Origin of the sequence: Bordetella genomosp. 9 (assembly GCF_002261425.1) — a bacterium.
GTDB lineage: Bacteria > Pseudomonadota > Gammaproteobacteria > Burkholderiales > Burkholderiaceae_B > Bordetella_C.
In genome coordinates this window covers 2,220,939-2,236,871 of sequence record NZ_NEVJ01000003.1, presented here as the reverse complement: position 1 = coordinate 2,236,871, position 15,933 = coordinate 2,220,939, and the positions used below count along the sequence as shown (strand labels likewise).

Here is a 15,933-nt window from a genome sequence, read left to right as displayed (position 1 = left end):
GCGGCCGCGCGCCGCCGTTCGATCCTGGGGGCGGCGCTATGCGCCACGCTGTGCGGCGTGCTGGCTGCCATGCCCGCCGCGCGCGCGGCCGAGGAAAAGCCGCTGATCCTGGTGGTGCCGTACCCCCCGGGCGGCAGTACCGACATCCTGGCGCGCATCATGCAGCCCAAGCTTTCCGAGCGCCTGCATGGCCGTCCCGTGATCGTCGAAAACCGCGCCGGCGCGGCCAGCCAGATCGCCACGGGCTTCGTCGCGCGCGCGGCGCCCGACGGCAACACGCTGCTGGTCAGCTTCGACAACCATGCGATCAACCCGGCCGCGAAGAGCAACCTGCCCTACGACACCTTCAAGGATTTCGTCGGCATCAGCCAGACGGTGCGTTTCCCGCTGGTGATCGGCGCCAACCCCCACGTGCCTGGCGATACGCTGGCGGCCTTCTTCGACGCCGCGCGCAAGAACCCACGCAAGCAATACAACTTCGCCTCGACCGGCGTCGGTTCGCTGAACCACCTTGCGCCCGAGCAGCTCAAGCGCCTGTCCGGCGTGGATCTGCTGCATGTGCCCTATGGCGGTGGCGGGCCGGCGGTACAGGCCGTGGTGGGAGGCCAGGCGGACATGACCTGGTTGAGCTATGCCGCGCTGCGCGGCCAGATCCAGGCCGGCAAGATCAAGCCGCTGGCCGTCGCGGGCGAAAAGCGCCTGCCCGACCTGCCGAACGTGCCGACGGTGGCCGAATCCGGTTTTCCAGGCTTCGAAGCCTATTCCTGGAGCGGCATGTTCGCCCCCGCCAAGACGCCGCCCGCCACGGTGCGGGCGCTGACCGCCGATTTCCAGGCGGTGCTGGCGGACCCCGAGGTGCGGCGCAAGCTGACCGAGGCCGGGTTCGAGGTCATCGGTTCCGACGGCCCGACGCTGGACGCCTACGTGAAGCGCGAATACCAGCGCTGGGATCAGTTCATCAAGACCAACCACATCAATCTGGAAAACTGACATGGACCAACTGAACGGCGCCGAAGCCATGGTGCGCATGCTGCAGGCGTATGGCGTGGAACACATTTTCGGGCTGTGCGGCGACACCAGCCTGCCGTTCTACGACGCCTTGCACCGGCTGGATCACGGCATGCGCCATGTCCTGACGCGCGACGAGCGCAGCGCGGGCTATATGGCCGATGCCTATGCGCGGGTCAGCGGCAAGGTCGGCGTGTGCGAAGGCCCCAGCGGCGGCGGCGCCACGTATCTGCTGCCGGGTCTGGTGGAGGCCAATGAATCGTCGATTCCCGTATTGGGAATAACGTCGGACGTCGCGGTCGGCTCGCGTGGCCGCTATCCGCTCACCGAGCTGGACCAGGAGGCGCTATACCGCCCCTTGACCAAGTGGAACCGGACGATCGATCGCGCCGACCAGATTCCCGGGATGGTGCGCGCGGCATTCCGCGCCATGACCGGCGGTAAGCCGGGCGCCGCGCATCTGTGCTTCCCCTACGACGTGATGAAGCAGCAGGTGGACGCCGCGGATATCTGGGCGCAGCCCGAACACGGCCGCTTTCCCGCCATGCGCTACGCCCCTGACCCCGCGGACGTCGCGCGCGCCGCGGCCATCCTGGCGGAATCGCGCGCGCCGGTGGTCATCTGCGGCGGCGGGGTGGTCATCGCAGGCGCCAGCGAGGCCTTGCGCACGCTGGCCGAATCGCTGAAGGCGGCCGTGTGCGTCACCGTGAGCGGCCAGGGCAGCCTGGCGGACACGCATCCCCTGAACGCGGGCGTGGTCGGGTCCAACGGCGGCGTGCTGGCCACCCGCGACGTGGTGGCGGCGGCTGACGTGGTGCTGTTCGTCGGCTGCCGCGCCGGCTCCACCTCGACCGAGCACTGGCGCTTCCCTAGCCGCGACACGACCATCCTGCATATCGACGTCGATCCCATGGTGGTGGGCACGAACTACCGCACCGAGGTCGGCATGATCGGCGACGCACGGTTGGCGCTGGAGGCACTGAACATCGAACTGGCGCCGCGCCTGGCGCGGCGACGCGCCGATGCCGCCGACGGCGCGGTATTGGCGGGCAGGGCGCGGGCGGCCCGGGCGGCACAGCTGGATGCGCTGGCATCGTCCAACGAACGGCCCATCCGGCCGGAGCGCGTGGTCAAGACGCTCAACCGCCTGTTGCCCGACGACGCCATCGTTTGCGCGGACCCGGGCACGCCTTGCCCGTATTTCTCCGCGTACTACGACGCGGCGCGGCCGGGCCGGCAGTTCATCACCAATCGCGCCCACGGCGCGCTGGGCTATTCCCTGTCGGCCGCCTTCGGCGCCTGGTTCGGCCGGCCACAGTCCAAGTGCGTGTCGGTCATGGGCGATGGAAGCTTCGGTTTCACCGTCGGCGAGCTGGAGACCGTGGTGCGGCACAAGGCGCCGCTGCTCATGATCGTGTTCTCCAATTCGGTCTATGGCTGGATCAAGGCCAGCCAGAAGGCGGGCTACGACCAGCGCTACTACAGTGTGGACTTCGACCGCACGGATCATGCGCGCATCGCGGAAGCCTATGGCGTCAAGGCCTGGCGCGTGGAAGATCCGGCGCAACTGGAAAGCGCGTTGCGCGCCGCCATGGAGCATGACGGACCGGCCCTGGTCGATATCGTGGCCCAGCCGCTGCAGGATGCCGCGGCGCCCGTGAGCCAGTGGATGGGTTAGTGCATGGCCGCTGCGTTGACGACGTGGTTCACGCCCGTCGTCAGCGCCTGGGCATCGACGCCGTACACGTGCAGCGATACGGCAACGGTGTCGCCCGCGTTGCCCAGGCGATGGACCTGGCCCAGCCCGGGCGCGGCGGTCACGATATCACCGGGCCGGCGGCTGGCCTGCTCCACGACGTGCGCGCAGCGCGCACCTTCGTCCCAGCGGTACAGGGTTTCCGTGAGTTCGCCGCTGACGACGCGATAGGCGCACCAGGTGTGGTGGCCGTGCACCGGGCTGAACTGCCCGGGCGGCCACACCAGATACACCACCGTGTAGCGGCCCTGCGGGTCGGCGTAGGCGACGTGCCGCGAATAGCCGCCCTGTGGCGTCGCCAGCGCTTGCGGGCAGACGCGGTCCAGCGCGCAGGCGGGATCCGCGCTGGCCACGCCCTGGGCGAGGGCTCCGAGCAGACCCTGGCCGGACAGGTCGCGGGCGGCAAGGATGGCGTCGCAGAGCGGGGCGAGGCCGGCAGGCGGGGTATGGGATTGCATGGCTTATCCGGGAGGTGCAGATAAATTCCATGGTAAGGGCACAGTTGAGCAAATAATTTGCTCATTTGCCCGTCGGCCGGGACGATATTGGAATGTCATTGCTTCCGGCCGCGCGGCCGTCGTCGGGCAAACGTGGAGGGTGCGGCCGCGCCGCGGTCAGGCCGGGTCTCCGACCGGCACTTCATACGCGCGCATGGGCGGCGCGGGGCCGTCCCAGGGCTCGATGTCGACCAGCGCCGACAGGGCGCTGCTGCCCTGGGTCAGTTGCGACGTGCCGACATCCAGCGTCAGGACGTTGGGGTTGCCATGCCGCTCGAGCCTCGCACTGCCGGCATCCGCATCGAACCAGGCACCGGTCGACATCACCAGCACCCCCGGCATCACGGCGTCGTCCAGCATGGCGCCCGCCAGGCAGGCGCCCCTGTCGTTGTGGATACGCACCAGCGCGCCGTCGGCGATGCCGCGCGCGGCGGCATCCGACGGATGGATGCGGACAGGCTCGCGTCCCTGGATCTTGCCCGCATTCGACAAGGGCGCGGGATCCAGCTGCGAGTGCAGGCGGCGCGCGGGCTGGCTGCTGACCAGATGCAGCGGATAGCGGCTGGCCGTGGGGGATCCCAGCCATTCGACCGGCGGCAGCCAGGCCGGATGGCCCGGGCAATCGTCGTAGCCGAAACCGGCGATGCGTTCGGAATACAGTTCGATCCGGCCGGAAGGCGTACGCAGGCCATGTCCGGACGGGTCCTTGCGAAAGTCCTCGAACAGCACGAAGTCCCGCCGCGGCGGGGGCAGGGCCAGATGGCCGCGCCGCCAGAAGTCCTCGAAGTCCGGCGTGTCGGGCAAGCCGTCCGCCGCGGCCCACTGCGCGCGCATGCCGGCATACATGTGCCGCAACCAGCCCCAGGCGTCCCGGCCCTGGGCGTAGGGGTCCTCGTACCCGCCCATCGCCGCCAGTTCGCGATAGATGTCGAAGTCGTCGCGGCTTTGTCCCTGCGGCGGCAAGGCGCGATGCATGGCGAAGACATGGCCATCGCGGGAAGACGCGCCGATGTCGTTGCGCTCCAGCGTGGTGGTGGCCGGCAGGACGATATCGGCGCGCCGCGCGGTGGGCGTCCACCACGATTCGTGGACGACGATGGTCTCCGGACGCTGCCAGGCGCGCTGCAGGCGGTTCAGGTCCTGGTGATGGTGGAAGGGGTTGCCACCCGCCCAGTACACCAGCCGGACGTCGGGATAGCGGTAGTCCTGGCCGTTGAAGCGATAGGCGCCGCCCGGATCCAGCAGCATGTCGGCGATGCGCGCCACCGGTATGGAACTGGCCGCCGGATTCGAACCTTCTGGCAGCTGCGGCACGGCGGCGTCGGTGCGCGGGTTGCCGGCGCTATTGATGGATCCCAGTCCGAAGCTGAAACCGCCGCCCGGCAGGCCGATCTGCCCGAGCATCGCGGCCAGCGCAATGCAGGCCCAATAAGGCTGTTCGCCACGATGGGCGCGTTGCAAGGACCACGTGCAGTTCACCAGCGAGCGGCAGCCGGCGGCGTCCAACGCCAGGCGCCTGACCGTGCCGGCCGGGACGCCGCAGATGGCCGCCGCCCATGCCGCCGTCTTGGGCTGGCCGTCGGTATCGCCGCGCAGGTAGGCCGCATAGCGCGCGAAGCCGTGGCAGCACCTGTCCAGGAAACCGGCGTCGTGGCGGCCGGATTCCAGCAGCACATAGGCCATGCCTATCATCAGCGCGGCGTCGGTATTGGGACGGATCGGTATCCATTCGGCCGGTATGCCGTCCGGCATGTCGCCCCGGGTGGGCGAGATGATCACGACGCGCGCACCCTGGCCGACGGTGCGCCGCAGGTGGTGGGCGGTGGTGTGATCGCCGGCGCCGCCGGCGATCACCTGCGCATTGCGCAGCGGCATGCCGCCAAAGGCCAGGATCAGCTGGGTGTGGGCGGCCACGCTGTGCCAATCCGTCACCTTGCCCGTCAGAGGCTGCCAGGTGCCGATCACGTGCGGCAGCAGGAACTGCGCGGCGCCCCAGCTGTAGTTGCCGACCTGGTCCGTGCAGCCGCCGCCCGCGTACAGGAAGCGCCGCGTCTGGCTCATGGCATTGTGGAAGCGTCCCGCGGACGACCAGCCATAGGACCCGCCGAAAACCGCCTGCGCGCCGTGCGCGTCCCGCACGCGCGCAAGCTCCTCGTGCACGAGCTTCAGGGCGGTGTCCCAGCCGACTTCCACATAGCGGTCCGTGCCGCGCCCGTGGGCCGTCGCCGCGTCCGTCCCGCGCCGGCGCAGCCAGCCCTCGCGCACCGCGGGCCGCGCGATGCGCAGCGGCGAGTGCACCATGTCCGGCATGGCGTGGATCATCGGCGAAGGCGCGCGATCCCCGGCGAACGGCTCGCAGGCCACCAGCCGGCCGTCGCGCACCACGGCCGTGTAGGCGCCCCAGTGCGACAGCGAGGGATAGCGTTGCAGGGTGGATGTCATGATCCCGGTGGTTTAACACAAAGCGCCCGGGCGGCCTCCGATGGACGCCGTCGGCCGGAAAGGGCAAGATGGCCCCCTTTGCGGCGCCGGCCGCGCCGAGGAAAATCCATGGATCAGACCGATATCAAGATCCTGAGCCTGCTGCAGAAAGACGCCGCCTGTTCGGTCGCGGAAATCGCGGAACAGGTCAACTTGTCGGTGACTCCGTGCTGGCGCCGCATCCAGAAGCTGAAGGATGACGGCGTGATCGCCCGGCATGCCATGCTGCTGGACCCCAACGCGCTGGGCTTGAAGCTGACCGTCTTCGTGACCATCAAGACGAGCCAGCACAGCGCCAAGTGGACCCGGCGGCTGATCGACGCCGTCCAGGCGCTGCCGAACGTCGTCGAGTTCCATCGCATGGCGGGCGACATCGACTACCTGCTGAAGGTCATGGTCGAGGACATGGCGGCCTACGACCGCTTCTATCGCCGGCTGATCGATGCCGTGGACCTGCTGGACGTCAGCGCCAGCTTTTCCATGGAAGTCATCAAGAGCACGACAGAATTGCCCTTGGACGGCCTGTAATGCTGAATTTCTCGGATTGATGGAAAGGTTTTTCGTTGCCGGCGTACAACGAGAACGCAATTTCCATTTCATTCGATTCCAAAGCAGTGATCTTGCAACGTTTTTTCCCTGCCGCGGGCGTACGATATTTTTGTTCCAATTCGTAGCCGATAGAGATAGAGCAGCATGTCCGCGGTGCCCTCCGGCGAACCCGCCGCGCCATTTTCCGGCGCCCTTTTAGAACGCATCGAAACCGGCTGTACGGGCGCCGAGGCCGCGCTGCCGGACGGATTTCCCGGTAGCTGGGATGGCAAGGCGGATCTTTGGGTATTCGCCTACGGCTCCCTGATCTGGCGCCCCGGCTTTCCCTGGCAGGAGCGGCGCCTGGCCAGTATCCACGGCTATCACCGCTCGCTTTGCCTGTGGTCGCGTCATCATCGCGGCTCGGACCAGGCGCCAGGGCTGGTGTTTGGGCTGAATCGCGGCGGCTGCTGCCGTGGGGTCGTGTTCCGCATCGGCGCGGCCGATGTGCCCGCCGCGTTCGCCGGCTTGTGGGAGCGCGAGATGATAGGCGGGGCCTATACGCCACGTTGGCTGGTCTGCCATAGCGAGCAGGGGCCGGTGGCGGGGCTGGCGTTTCTCCTGAACCGGGCGTGCGCCGATTATGCCGGCGACGTGGCCGAAGAGCGGCGGCTGGACGTTATCCGCACCGCCGTGGGCCGATCCGGGGCTTGCCTGGATTACGTGCTGGAAACCGAACGGGCGCTGCGCGACCACGGCATCAGCGATTGCCGCCTGGGGGCGCTGGTGCGGCGCCTGGTGTCGGCATTCTGATCAGAACGTCCATTTGCCGAACATGAACAGCACGTTGCCGTTACCCTTGCCGCCGGGGATGTAGGTGGCGTAGAACGTCGCCTTGTCATAGCCCACGGACGCCAGCGGCAATATCCCGGGAAAAGGGATGTAGTGGAAGATGTCTTCGCGCGCGGTCAGGAACGCCGTGTAGCCGATGCCGAAACGCCAGTTGTCGCCGATGCGGCCGATCTTCTGGTAGCCGTAGCCCGCGATGGGTTCGACGTGCCCATGCGAGTCCAGGAAGGCCATGCCGTACAGGCCCTGCCAGTCGCCGTCCTCGTCATAGATACCCTTGCCCCAGCCGCCGCCCCAGCTTTCCTCGCGAAAGCTTTTGATCTTGTCGGCGGAATATGCGGCACGGTTGTGCCAGGCATAGCCGGTGACGTACAGCTCGTCGTTGCCCTGGTTCCAGATCTGGCCCAGGCGATTGCACGCGCCTTGGGCCCAGTCGGGTACGTTGTCACAGGCTTGCGCGGTCAAGGGCAGGGCGGTGGCGGCCGCGATCACGGCGGTGGCGCCGGCACGCCGGGCGGCGTGGACGAACGAGGACTTCATTGCGGGAAGGAAGTAATGATGACCGCGGTGTGACACTTCCGTCGCGTTGAAGTGCCTGCCGCGAATCTCCATATGCGCAAGCGTTTGCTACGCCGCCAGGGCGCGCCCGCGCCATTCCGTTGAAGCGCCGTGGAATTGGCCTACAGCAGGAACACCGTGGCCAGGCCCAGGAAGATGAAAAATCCCAGCGAATCGGTGGCGAAGGTCAGCAACACCGACGAACCGATCGCCGGATCCTTGCCGAAGCGGTCGCGCAACATGGGCACCAGCACCCCGAACGAGGCGCCCACCAGCATGTTGCATATCATCGCGGCCATCATGACCAGCGCGATCGATACCGAGCCGGAAATGCCCCAGGCGAACAGCGCGGCCACCAGGCTGCCGCACAGTCCCACCAGCAGCGTGACCAGCAGTTCGCGCTTGACCAGCTGCCACAGGTTGCGGCCGGTGATACGGCCGACCGCCAGGGCGCGGATGATCATCGTCATGGTCTGGTTGCCGGAGTTGCCGCCGATGCCGGCCACGATGGACATCAGGAAGGCCAGGATGACGATGTGGCTGACGGTGCCCTCGAAGCGCGAGGCGACGAAGGACGCGGTGGCGGCGGTGCACAGGTTGAACAGCAGCCAGGGCGCGCGGTTGCGCAGGGCCATGGCCACCGGCGCGAAGATGTCTTCTTCCTGCAGGCCGGCGCGCGACAGGGCCTGTTCCTGCGAGTCTTCGCGCATGACGTCGACGACGTCGGCGATGGTCACGCGGCCGATCAGCCGGCCCTGGTCGTCGACCACCGGGGCCGATACCAGGTCGTACCGTTCGAAGGCGCCGGCGGCGTCCGCGTCCGAATCCAGCGCGGCCAGCGTCAGGTAATCGGTGCTCATGACGTCGCGCACCGCGATATCCGGTTCGCTGACCAGCAATGTCGACAATGGCAGGATGCCTTGCAGCTTGTCCTGGCGATCCACGACGAAAATCTGGTCGGTGTGATCGGGCAGTTCATGCAGCCGGCGCAGGTAGCGCAAGACGACTTCCAGCGTGACGTCTTCGCGCACCCGGACCATCTCGAAATCCATGATGGCCCCGACGCTGTCTTCGGGATAGCCCATGGCTTCGAGCAACTGGGCCCGTTCCTCGTCGGTCAGGCCCTTCTGGACTTCGGCGACGACGTCGGCCGGCAGGTCGGGCGCCAGATCCGCCAGTTCGTCGGCGTCCAGGTTTTCGGTCGCCGCCACCAGGTCCTGGCGGTCCATCGCCTCGATCAGCGATTCCCGGACCCAGTCTTCGACTTCCAGCAGCACGTCGGCATCGTGTTCGGCGCTGACCAGCTTCCAGACCGCCTGGCGCTCGTCCTTCGGCAGCGATTCCAGGATGAAGGCGATGTCGGACGGGTGCAGCCCGTCGACCAGCGCCTTCAGTTCGGCTTCGTGCTGCCGCTGCACCAGTTGCTCGACCAGGTTCTGCCGCGTGTCGCCTTCTTCCTGGCGGTGCACGAGGCTGGCGACCAGCTCCTGCCGGCGCAGCAGTTCCTGCACTTCGCCCAATGCGTGCTGGGCGTCTTCCGGGTCGAGGCGGCGCGGCGCGGCGGCCGGCTTTTGCACGATGTCGGCTTCGGTCATACGCGCTTGCCCGTCATAGTGCGGGCAGGGGACGGCTGCGGCGGGCGTCGTCCGTCGCGACATAGACCAGGGTGGCTTCCGTGACCTTCACGACTTCGGCGTCCAGGCGCTGGCGCTGGGCGTAGACTTCCACGGACACGGTGATGGACGTGGTGCCTGTCTTGACCACGTCGGCGTACAGGCTCAACAGGTCGCCGACGAAGACGGGCTGCTTGAACAGGAAACTATTGACGGCGATGGTGGCCACGCGGCCGGCTGCGCGGCGTGCCGCCGGGATCGACCCGGCAATGTCCACCTGGGCCATGATCCAGCCGCCGAACACATCGCCATGCACATTGGCGTCCGCGGGCATGGGCATGACGCGCAGGACCGGGTCGCGTTCCTTGGGCAGGCTGACGAAGGGCGAGGTTTTACTGGCGGACATGGGGCCGGCTCCTTACGGATAACCGGCCGATTATGACGGAATTTCGTCCTCGTCGCGTGACAGCTGCCTGACCGTTCAGCCGAGCAGCTTCACCAGCCCGTAGCCACCGAAAACCAGCCACGCGTACAGGATCAGGCCCAGCGCCAGCACGCGCGGTCCGGCCTTGCGGATCTGGCTGAAGCGTGTCTCGATGCCCAGCGCCGTCATGGCCATGGTCAAGGCGAAAACGTCCAGCTTGCGCACCTGCGTCACCACGTCGGCCGGCACGACGTTCAAGGAGTTGACGATCGCCAGCGCCAGGAAACCGACGGCGAACCATGGAATGGGCAGGCGCGCGGCGCCATGGCCACCCTGGGCCTTGGCCCCGGCCGCCCGGCGCAACCAGAGGCCCAGCACCAGCAGCACCGGCACCAGCAGCGCGACGCGCGTCATCTTCACGATGGTGGCGACTTCGGTCGTCGCCGGATCGACGTTACTGGCCGCGCCGACGACCTGCGCGACTTCATGCACCGTGCCGCCGATATAAATGCCCAGGTGCTGGGTGTCGAGGTTCAGCCATCCCGCATGGTAGAGGACCGGATACAGGAACATCGACAAGGTGCCGAACAGCACCACCGTCGCCACCGCCACCGCGCTCTTGTGGGGCTGGGCGCGCAGCGTGGGCTCGAAGGCCAGCACCGCCGCCGCGCCGCAGATGGCGCTGCCCGCCGAAGTCAGCATGGCGGTATCGCGGTCCAGGCCCAGCAGGCGCTGGCCGACGACGGTGCCGATGACCAGCGTGCCCACCACCACCGCCACGGAAACCGCCAGGCCGGGCAGGCCGACGGCGGCGATCTGCTGGATGCTGATGTTCAGCCCGTAGAACGCGACGGCAATGCGCAGCAGCCGCCGCGCCGCGAAATTCACGCCCGTGCTCCAGTCGTGCGGCATGGTGCCGCGCAGGAAATTGCCGTAGATCATCCCGCAGACGATGCCGACGACCAGCGGCGAAAAGCCCAGGTTGCGAAGGAAAGGCAGGCTGGCCAGCTGGACCACGGCGGCGGACAGCAAGCCGACGAAGAGCACGCCGTTGAGCTTGTCGCGCCAGGGGGTTGCCAGCGGCAGGCTGGCGGTGGTGGTATTCATACGCGTCGATTCCCAGGGCCGGCCGCGACAGGAAAGCCCTTCCTGTTATGACCGCGCGGCAGACCTAAATAACTGCTGGTAATGTTACGTTTGCCGGGTTTATTTGAAAACTTTGCATATTTGATGTCTAGTATCGGAAATTCTGATATCTTGGCGGGACCATGACGCCGGAACAACTGTTGACCTTCGCCTATGTCGCCGAAGCCGGGAATATCAGCCGCGCGGCGGAGCTGCTGCACCTGTCGCAACCGGCGGTATCCGGCCAGTTGCGGGCCTTGCAGGAATGGTTCGGTGAGCCCCTGTACCGCCGCAGCGGCCACGGCATCGCGCTGACGTCCGCCGGCGAACGCCTGGTCGAACACGCGCGCCAATTGCGCCATGCCTACGCGCAGGCGCGCGGCGTCCGAGATGCATGGCGCGGCATCGCCTCCGGTTCGCTGCAGCTGGGCGCCAGCACCACGCCCGCCAGCTACGTGCTGCCCGCCCTGGTGGCGGCCTTCCGCGCCCGTTACCCGGCGGTCGCATTGCAGCTATCGGACGGCAATACCCGCGAAATCGTGCAGCGATTGCCGCAACTGGACATGGCGTTCATCGAAGGCGATATCCCGGCGGGCTTGCCGGCGGATACCTCGGTGTACGAATGGCGGGCCGACGAAGTCGTCGCCGTGGTCCCGGCCGATCACGCCCTGGCCGCCCAGGACAGCGCCACGCTGGCCGACATCGCCGCCTATCCGCTGGTGATGCGCGAACAGGGTTCCGGGGTCAGGGGATTGGTCGAGCGCGCCTTCCAGGCCGAAGGGCTGGCGCCCGACGTGGCGCTGGAACTGGCGGGTGTGGAAGGCGTCAAGCAGGCCGTGCGCGCCGGCCTGGGCATCGGCTTTGTTTCCATCATGTCGATGCGCCATGAAGACGGCGCGCTGGTGGCGCTGCGCGTCGGCGCGGGCGGCCTGACCCGCACCTTGAGCATCCTGCTGCCGCATGCATCCGCCCCGGCGCGGGCGGCCGCGCTATTCCTGGAGATGTGCCGCGCCTGACAGGCGCGCCAGCGCCAGCCGGACCCAATACGTGGCGCCCAGCCCCAGCAATTCGTCGTTGAAATCGTAGCTGCCGTTATGCAGCATGCAGGGGCCCATGCCGTGGCCCGCCACGCGGTGGTCGCCCCAGCCATTGCCGATCCAGACATAGCAGCCGGGGATTTCCTGCAGCATGAAAGCGAAGTCTTCCGCGCCCATCGAAGGCTGCACGTGGTCGTTCACGTTGTCCGCGCCCACCAGGTCGCGCATCACCTGCGCGCATACCGCGGCTTCCGCGCGGTGATTGATGGTGGGCGGGTAGTGGCGCTGGAAATCGAAATCCACCTCGCAGGCGAGCGCCGCGCAGGTATGCACGGCGATTTCGCGCATGCGCTCCTCGATCAGGTCCAGCGACTCCACCGTGAAGGTGCGCACCGTACCGCGCATGACGGCCTGCGTGGGAACGACGTTGTCGGCACTGCCCGCATGGATCTGCGTGATGCTCAACACCGCGGCATCCAGCGGGTTCCGGTTGCGCGTGATGATGGTCTGCAGGGATTGCGCCAGCTGCACCGCCGTCATGACCGGATCGATGCCCAGGTGCGGCATGCCGGCATGCGATCCCTTGCCGGTGATGGTGATGCGGAAATCGTTGCTGGACGCCATGATGGGTCCATCGGTCAGCCCGAAGGCGCCCTGCGCCATGCCCGGCCAGTTGTGCATGCCGAACACCGCTTCCATGGGAAATTCGCGGAACAGTCCATCGTCGATCATGCGCTTGGCCCCGCCGCCGTGTTCTTCGGCGGGCTGGAAGATCACGTAGATGGTGCCGTCGAAATCGCGGTGCTGGGCCAGGTAGCGGGCGGCGCCCAGCAGCATGGCCGTATGGCCGTCATGGCCGCACGCGTGCATCTTGCCCGGGTGGCGGCTGGCGTGCTCGAACGTGTTGATTTCCTGCATCGGCAGGGCATCCATGTCGGCGCGCAGGCCGATCGCCCGCGTGCCCGGGCCATTGCCGCGGATGGTGCCCACCACGCCGGTGCCGCCCAGGCCGCGGTGCACGGGAATGCCCCATTCCTCGAGCTTGCCGGCCACCACGTCGGCGGTCCGGAATTCCTCGAAACACAATTCCGGATGGGCATGCAGGTCGCGCCGGATGGCGGCGAGTTCCGCTTGCCAGGCAACGATGGGTTCGAGCAGTTTCATGAGGCACCGATAGGTTGCGCGCCCGCGCGGGCGCGGCAAGTTTGGACTGGGGGCAGGAGACCGCGAGGGGTCGCCTGGGGCCGTCGGAACGGCCGGCCGCCGCGTGGCGGCGGCTGGACGATTGAGCGTATCATCAAACACGGCCTTTATTAAATTGGAGACAACACCATGCAGCGTCCATGGCTGGCCGAATATCCCGCCGGCGTGCCCGCAGACGTTTCGGTCGATGCCTATGTGTCGCTGGTCGACCTGCTGGATCGGGCCTGCGAACGCTACGCCAGCCGCGTGGCCTGCACGGCGATGGGCACGGATATCCGCTACGAGACGCTGGATCGCCACGCAAGGTGCTTCGCCGGATGGCTGCAATCGCTGGGGCTGCAACAGGGCGCCCGCGTGGCCCTGATGATGCCCAACGTCCCCGCCTACCTGGCCTGCATGCTGGGCACGCTGCGCGCGGGCCATGTGCTGGTCAATGTGAATCCGCTGTACAAGCCGGCCGAGCTGCAGCGGCAACTGCTGGACAGCGGCGCGCAGGTCATCGTCGTGCTGGAGAACTTCGCCCACACCCTGCAGGACGTCGCCGACCGTGGTGAACTGAAGCACGTCGTCGTCACCGCCGTGGGCGACCTGTTGGGCGGGGTCAAGGAAACGGTGGTGAATCTGGTGGCGCGGCACGTCAAGAAGGCCGTGCCGCAATGGCGGATCGAAGGCGCGCTGCCCCTGTCGCGGGCGCTGGCGATCGGCAGGCGCCACGGTTTCGAGCCGCCGGTGCTGTCCATGGAGGATCTGGCCGTCCTGCAGTACACCGGCGGCACCACCGGTACGCCCAAGGGGGCCATGCTCACGCATCGCAACCTGGCGATCAATGTGCTGCAAACCGAGGCCGTGGCCTGGCCGGCGCTGCACGACGTGCCTGGCCAGCTCACCATCATCAGCGCCTTGCCGCTGTATCACGTATTCGCGATGACGGTCTGCGGCCTGTATGGCATGCATGCCGGCATGCGCAACCTGCTCATACTGAATCCGCGCGACCAGCCCGCCTTGATCAAGGCCTGGCGCGATCTGCCGGTGAATATCTTCCCGGGCGTCAATACCCTGTTCAACGCGCTGGCCAACAATCCCGCGTTCGCCGCGCTGGACTTTTCCGCGCTGCGCCTGACGTTCGGCGGCGGCATGGCGGTGCAGGGCACCGTGGCGGAACGTTGGCGCACGATGACCGGGCGTCCCATCATCGAAGGCTATGGCCTGTCGGAAACGGCGCCGGTCGCCACGGTCAATCCCACCAATACCCTGGCGTTTTCCGGCACCATCGGGCTGCCCGTTCCGTCGACCGACGTCGCCATCCTGGACGATCGCGGCGATGCCGTGCCGGAAGGCCAGCGCGGCGAGGTCTGCATCAAGGGACCGCAGGTCATGCGGGGCTATTGGCAGCGTCCGCAGGAAACCCGCGAAGTCATGACGGCGGACGGCTATTTCCGTACGGGCGACATCGGTACGATGGACCAGCGCGGCTATATCCGCATCGTCGACCGCAAGAAGGACATGATCACCGTCTCCGGCTTCAAGGTTTATCCCAATGAAGTCGAGGAAGTCATCGTGTCCCATCCCGGCGTGCTCGAAGCGGCGGCGATCGGCGTGGAAGACGAACGGTCGGGCGAAGTGGTCAAGGTTTTCATCGTGCCGCGCGACGCGGCCCTGTCGCAAGCCGAGATCAATGCCTGGTGCCGCGAGAGGCTGACGGGCTACAAGTGTCCGCGCGAGATCGAGTTGCGCACCGAGCTGCCCAAAAGCAATGTCGGCAAGATCCTGCGGCGTGAACTGCGGGAAGCGGCGGCGCTGGAATCAGCTACCCGCGAACCCGCGGCCGGGCAAGCCGCCCCATGCGCAACCGCCCCGCGGGAGGCCGCCGCCCGCTAGGAAGCGGCGCGGCGCGTCCATTTTTCGGCCATGTGCGCCGCTGAATCGCGGCGCGGCGGGTTCGGTTCAGCCCGCCGTTTTCCCGGTCAGGTGCGGCGCGATCATGGCTTTCAACGCGGCGGCGACGTCCTTGTTGCCGGACACCACGTAGCCGCCGATGGGCCAGCTGTCGACGCCATGCATGTCTTCCGCCACGCCGCCGGCTTCGCGCACGATGACCGTGCCCGCGGCGACATCCCAGGGCGCCAGGCCCATTTCCCAATAGCCGTCATAGCGGCCCGCCGCCGTCCACGCCAGGTCCAGCGCGGCGGCGCCCAGCCGGCGCACGCCGCGGGTCTGGTTGATGGCATCGTGCAGCGTGGGCATGTATTGCTGCGCGAACGAAAAGTCCCGGAACGGGAATCCCGTCGCCAACACCGCGTCGTCCAGCGAAGGCGTGCGCGAACAGGCGATGCGATGGCCGTTCAGCCATGCGCCGACGCCATGGATGGCGTTGAACAGTTCTTCGCGGCAGGGGTCGTAGACGACGCCCACGACAGGGGTATCCGCGGCCAGCGGCGCGCCGCCGTCCACCTTGGCTCCCGCGCGCGCGATCAAAGCGATGGACACCGCGTAGTGCGGAATCCCATGCAGGAAGTTCGTGGTGCCGTCCAGCGGATCGATATACCAGGTGGCCTCGCCCTCGACCTTGCCGCCGGTTTCCTCGGCCACGATGCCGTACTGCGGCGTGCGCTCGCGCAGGACTTCGATGACGGCGGCTTCGGCTTCCCGATCCGCCTGGGACACCAGGTCGTTGCGCGCCTTGCGGTCGATGACCAGGTCGGCACGGTGATGCGCGTAGGATTGCAGGATCGCGGCCCCGGCGTGCGCGGCGTTGACCGCGGCATCCAGGGCTGCGCACAGATCCATGGGCACTTGATGGGAAGTGGCTTGCGCGGAGGGTTGCATGCTTGTCTGGCGATAATCAGGGTTGTTC

14 protein-coding genes are annotated in these 15,933 nt (G+C 67.4%); 6 read left to right on the top strand and 8 right to left on the bottom strand.

Features of this window, described 5'->3' with window-relative positions; all coding sequences use genetic code 11:
* Positions 1-69 precede the first annotated feature (69 nt).
* Positions 70-990 carry a tripartite tricarboxylate transporter substrate binding protein gene (locus CAL26_RS21260; RefSeq protein WP_094850007.1) on the top strand — a complete coding sequence of 307 codons (921 nt, stop codon included), beginning with the start codon at positions 70-72 and terminating at the stop codon, positions 988-990.
* A gap of 1 nt (position 991) precedes the next feature.
* A complete protein-coding gene (locus tag CAL26_RS21255; RefSeq protein WP_094848717.1) occupies positions 992-2,686 on the top strand; it encodes a thiamine pyrophosphate-binding protein in 1,695 nt (564 codons plus the stop codon).
* On the opposite strand, the gene CAL26_RS21250 is transcribed toward CAL26_RS21255, so the two are convergent.
* Entirely contained in the window at positions 2,683-3,222 is a 540-nt protein-coding gene (locus CAL26_RS21250) for a cysteine dioxygenase family protein (RefSeq protein WP_094848716.1), read from the bottom strand. The genes CAL26_RS21255 and CAL26_RS21250 overlap by 4 nt on opposite strands.
* 156 nt (positions 3,223-3,378) lie before the next feature.
* Entirely contained in the window at positions 3,379-5,703 is a 2,325-nt protein-coding gene (locus tag CAL26_RS21245) for a molybdopterin-dependent oxidoreductase (protein ID WP_094848715.1), read from the bottom strand.
* A gap of 108 nt (positions 5,704-5,811) precedes the next feature.
* On the opposite strand from CAL26_RS21245, the gene CAL26_RS21240 reads away from it, so the two are divergent.
* Positions 5,812-6,270, top strand: coding sequence for an Lrp/AsnC family transcriptional regulator (locus CAL26_RS21240; protein ID WP_094848714.1), 459 nt, complete (start codon positions 5,812-5,814; stop codon positions 6,268-6,270).
* 165 nt (positions 6,271-6,435) lie between these two features.
* Positions 6,436-7,083: a gamma-glutamylcyclotransferase gene (locus CAL26_RS21235; protein ID WP_094848713.1), complete on the top strand. Its 648-nt coding sequence runs from the start codon at positions 6,436-6,438 to the stop codon at positions 7,081-7,083.
* On the opposite strand, the gene pagP is transcribed toward CAL26_RS21235, so the two are convergent.
* The 4 genes from pagP to CAL26_RS21215 form a co-directional block, all read right to left on the bottom strand.
* On the bottom strand, positions 7,084-7,659 hold the full coding sequence (gene pagP / locus CAL26_RS21230) for a lipid IV(A) palmitoyltransferase PagP (RefSeq protein WP_094850006.1): 576 nt from the start codon (positions 7,657-7,659) through the stop codon (positions 7,084-7,086).
* 140 nt (positions 7,660-7,799) lie between these two features.
* Complete coding sequence (gene mgtE, locus CAL26_RS21225) at positions 7,800-9,272, bottom strand: magnesium transporter (RefSeq protein ID WP_094848712.1); 1,473 nt, start codon at positions 9,270-9,272, stop codon at positions 7,800-7,802.
* 13 nt (positions 9,273-9,285) lie between these two features.
* Positions 9,286-9,696 carry an acyl-CoA thioesterase gene (locus CAL26_RS21220; protein ID WP_094848711.1) on the bottom strand — a complete coding sequence of 137 codons (411 nt, stop codon included), beginning with the start codon at positions 9,694-9,696 and terminating at the stop codon, positions 9,286-9,288.
* Between the two features lie 75 nt (positions 9,697-9,771).
* Positions 9,772-10,821: a YeiH family protein gene (locus CAL26_RS21215; RefSeq protein ID WP_094848710.1), complete on the bottom strand. Its 1,050-nt coding sequence runs from the start codon at positions 10,819-10,821 to the stop codon at positions 9,772-9,774.
* 161 nt (positions 10,822-10,982) lie between these two features.
* Between CAL26_RS21215 and CAL26_RS21210 the strand changes: the two genes are divergently transcribed.
* Positions 10,983-11,855: a LysR family transcriptional regulator gene (locus CAL26_RS21210; RefSeq protein WP_094848709.1), complete on the top strand. Its 873-nt coding sequence runs from the start codon at positions 10,983-10,985 to the stop codon at positions 11,853-11,855.
* Here CAL26_RS21210 and CAL26_RS21205 read toward each other — a convergent pair.
* Positions 11,829-13,040: a M20 aminoacylase family protein gene (locus CAL26_RS21205; protein WP_094848708.1), complete on the bottom strand. Its 1,212-nt coding sequence runs from the start codon at positions 13,038-13,040 to the stop codon at positions 11,829-11,831. The two genes, CAL26_RS21210 and CAL26_RS21205, sit on opposite strands and share 27 nt — an antisense overlap.
* A gap of 168 nt (positions 13,041-13,208) precedes the next feature.
* Between CAL26_RS21205 and CAL26_RS21200 the strand changes: the two genes are divergently transcribed.
* Complete coding sequence (locus tag CAL26_RS21200; RefSeq protein WP_094848707.1) at positions 13,209-14,957, top strand: AMP-binding protein; 1,749 nt, start codon at positions 13,209-13,211, stop codon at positions 14,955-14,957.
* Positions 14,958-15,023: 66 nt separating this feature from the next.
* Here CAL26_RS21200 and CAL26_RS21195 read toward each other — a convergent pair whose 3' ends face one another.
* A complete protein-coding gene (locus CAL26_RS21195) occupies positions 15,024-15,905 on the bottom strand; it encodes an inositol monophosphatase family protein (protein ID WP_094850005.1) in 882 nt (293 codons plus the stop codon).
* Positions 15,906-15,933 lie beyond the last annotated feature (28 nt).